Here is a 3,454-nt window from a genome sequence, read left to right as displayed (position 1 = left end):
CTATAGCTCGTAGCTTCGGGGGGTAGCGCAGGTTGGCAGCGCGCTTCGTTCGGGACGGAGAGGTCGTGGGTTCAAATCCCGCCACCCCGACTGAAGGAACACAGATCGACCCCGGTCTCCTGGTTGAGGAGGCCGGGGTCGACTGCTTTTCGGGGAGTGGGCGGTTGGTGGGGTGGGGGCGGGGGAGGAGGTGGGGGTGAATCCATTCTTCTCGGGTAGTGAACTTCCTTACGGGCTGCCGCCGTTTGAGCGGATTCGGCATGAGCACTTCCGGCCGGCGTTCGAGCGGGGGATGGCCGAGCAACTGGCGGAGGTGGCGGCCATCGGGGCGGATCCCGCGCCGCCGACGTTCGAGAACACCGTGGAGGCGCTGGAGCGCTGCGGGGCGGTGCTGCGGCGGGTCGCGGCGGTGTTCTTCAACAAGGCGCACGCGGACACCGACGAGGCCACGCAGGCGCTGGAGGCGGAGATCGTGCCGCGGCTGGCCGCCCACGAGGACGCGGTGCTGATGGATCCGGCGGTGTTCGCCCGGCTGGAGGAGCTGTACGGGCGGCGGGAGCGGCTCGGACTGGACGGTGAGCGGCTGCGGCTGCTGGAGCGGCACCACACCGCCCGGGTGCGGGCCGGGGCCCGGCTCGCCCCGGAGGAGCAGCGGCGGCTGCGCGCGCTCAATACGGAGATCGCGGCGCTGTGCACGGAGTTCCAGCAGAATCTGCGGGCCGACACGGCGGCCGCCGCGCTGGTGGTGGAGCGCGCCGAGGAGCTGGCCGGGCTGCCCGCGGACGAGATCGCCGCGGCCGCCGAGAACGCCCGGGCGCTCGGCCGGGACGGCGGCTATGTGCTGAGCCTGCGCAATTTCACGAACCAGCCGCAGCTGGCCTCCCTGGAGGACCCTGTGCTGCGGGAGCGGCTGCTGGCCGCGTCCATGGGGCGCGGGCGGGCCGCTAACGGGGCGGTCGCGGTGGCCGTGGCCCGGTTGCGGGCCGAGCGTGCCGCGCTCCTGGGGCACCCCAGCCACGCCTCCTGGCAGGTCGCGGACCAGACGGCCGGGACGACCGCCGCCGTGGAGGAGATGTTCCGGAAGCTGATCGGTCCGGCCCTGGCGCACGCCGAGCGGGAGGCGGCGGCGCTGGCGGCGGCCGCCGGCGTCCCGGAGGTCCGCGCCGCCGACTGGCAGTTCTCCGCGGAGCGGGTGCGGCGGGAGCGGTTCGACCTGGACGCGGCCGCGCTGCGCCCGTACCTGGAGCTGGAGGCGGTCCTGCGGGACGGCGTCTTCCACGCCGCGACGATGGTGTACGGAATCACGTTCACCGAGCGGCCGGATCTGGTCGCGTACCACCCGGACGCGCGGGTCTTCGAGGTGCGCGACGCCGACGGCGGCCCGCTCGGCCTGCACATCGGCGACTTCCACGCCCGGGAGTCCAAGCGCGGCGGCGCCTGGATGAACGAACTGGTCTCGCAGTCGCACCTGTTGGGGCAGCGGCCGGTGGTCGTCAACAACCTCAATATCGCCAAACCGGCGCCCGGCGAGCCGGTGCTCCTGAACTGGAGCGAGGTCACCACGCTCTTCCACGAGTTCGGGCACGCGCTGCACGGGCTGTTCTCCGATGTCCGCTACCCGTCGCTGGCGGGGGCGGAGGTGCCGCGCGATTTCGTGGAGTTCCCCTCGCAGGTGAACGAGATGTGGGCGGAGTGGCCGGAGGTGCTGGCCCGTTATGCCCGGCACCACCGCACCGGGGAGCCGATGCCGGCGGACCTGCCGGCCCGGCTGCGGGAGGCGGAACGGTTCGGCGAGGGCTTCGACAGCGTCGAGCACCTGGCCGCGGCGGTCCTGGACTGGGCGTGGCACACCGTCCCGGCCGGCCAACTGCCCGGCCCGGACGGCGCGGAGGCGTTCGAGGCGGCCGCGCTGGAGCGCTACGGGCTGGCCGTCCCGGCGATCCCGCCGCGCTACCGGACCGGCTACTTCGCCCACGTCTTCGGCGGCGGCTACGCGGCCGGCTACTACGGCTACCGGTGGGCGGAAATCCTGGACGCGGACACCGTGCGGTGGTTCCGGGAGAACGGCCGGACGGTCCGGGAGAGCGGCGAGATCTTCCGGCGGGAGCTGCTCAGCCGGGGCAACTCCCTCGACCCGATGGCGGCGTTTCGCGCGGTCGTCGGGCGCGATCCGGACATCGGGCCGCTGCTGGAGCGGCGGGGAGCCGCAGCCGGCCCGGAATAGGCCGCGGCCCCCGGACCGTCACGCCCCGGGGTCGGCGGTGGCGCGCCAGGTGACCGGGCGGGCGCCGTCACCGTCGCCCTGGAAGGTGAGCGAGGCGGGCGGGTCCCCCTTGGGCAGCATGTGGATGGTGCACTCGGTCACCGAGGCGCCGGGCTTGACCATCTTGTCGGGGACGGCGTCGGGGCACTGGGGGACGCCGGGGCCGCCGATGTCCAGCAGGAGCATCTTCCGGACCTGCTGCCCGCTGGCGCTGGTCAGGACCAGGTTGTCGTTCAGGCTGGGCAGCAGGTCGTACGTGCCGGTGTTCCGGTACTCGACCGTCACGTAATACGGGACGAGCTTCTTCTGCTCGGCGCTGAGGTCGAAGCGGCTCAGGTCGGCGAGCGACCCGGTGCGGACGCTCTTCGGGGTGGCCAGGACGGTCGCCGTGCGGCGGTCGCTGTCCGTGGTGACGGCGTCGGCGGGCTTGTGGGCGGGCAGGACGCCGGCCGCGCCGGTCTGGGTGCCGGCGATCTGCCAGAGGAGGGTGTCGCCGCCGTCGTCCTTGTAGGAGACGATCGACGGCTTCTGCCCCTTGGGGAGCATGAAGATCTGGCAGACCGCCGTGGTCTCCCCGGGGGCCAGCTTCGCCTTGCCGGCCTCCTGGCACTCGGGCGGCAGGCCGGAGCCGGTGGCCAGCGGGTTGCTGCGGAACAGCGAGACCTGCTCGCCGGCCTGGCCGTCGGTCCCGCTGACGGTGAAGTTCCGCTCCGGGTAGAGGTTGTCGGCGGTCTCCTTCCCGGTGTTGGTGTAGGAGACCGTCAGGTAGTACGGGACCATGCCCTTGAGGTCGTCGTCCAGCCGGATGTGGGCGAGGTCCGAGGGGTGGCCGAGGGCCAGCCGGGTGGGCTTGAGCCGCAGCGGGTGGGTCTTGTGGTCGGTGCCGGTCCAGGTGGCGGCGCGGGCCGCGGACTCCATGGGCAGCGGCTCGGCGGGCCGCACCGTCTCGGACGCGCCCGGCTTCGGCGCGCCGCCGGACGCGCCGGCGCATCCCACCGCCAGCAGCATGAGCAGGCTCGCGCCCGCCGCACCCGCCATCCGTCTGCGTACGCGCACGGAAACCCCCGTTTTTTCGGTGTTGTTCGTTTTGCCTGGGCCCTGTCCGCCGCGCGTCGGCCGGCGGAAACCGACCGGGCCGTCCGACACAGTAACGGGCGGGGGGTGGGGGGTTATCGGCGGGCGGGGGGGGGG

At 73.3% G+C, this 3,454-nt stretch carries 2 protein-coding genes and 1 tRNA gene; 2 read left to right on the top strand and 1 reads right to left on the bottom strand.

Translation table 11 applies throughout. From position 1 onward, the window contains the following. The first annotated feature begins 16 nt into the window (after nucleotides 1–16). Both ADL22_RS12120 and ADL22_RS12115 read left to right on the top strand, forming a co-directional pair. A tRNA-Pro gene (locus ADL22_RS12120) sits at nucleotides 17–90 on the top strand. 100 nt (nucleotides 91–190) lie between these two features. Next, nucleotides 191–2,224 (top strand): M3 family metallopeptidase, encoded by a 2,034-nt coding sequence (locus tag ADL22_RS12115; protein WP_107116277.1) that lies wholly within the window; start codon nucleotides 191–193, stop codon nucleotides 2,222–2,224. Nucleotides 2,225–2,242: 18 nt separating this feature from the next. Here the strand turns inward: ADL22_RS12115 and ADL22_RS12110 are convergent, their stop codons facing one another. Continuing rightward, nucleotides 2,243–3,319 (bottom strand): hypothetical protein, encoded by a 1,077-nt coding sequence (locus ADL22_RS12110; protein ID WP_234430662.1) that lies wholly within the window; start codon nucleotides 3,317–3,319, stop codon nucleotides 2,243–2,245. Nucleotides 3,320–3,454: the final 135 nt, after the last annotated feature.

The organism is Streptomyces sp. NRRL F-4489 (assembly GCF_001509485.1).
In the GTDB taxonomy this organism is placed as follows: Bacteria; Actinomycetota; Actinomycetes; order Streptomycetales; family Streptomycetaceae; genus Streptomyces.
The sequence above is the reverse complement of the archived record's forward strand: the minus strand, read 5'-3'. Positions and strand labels throughout refer to the sequence as shown.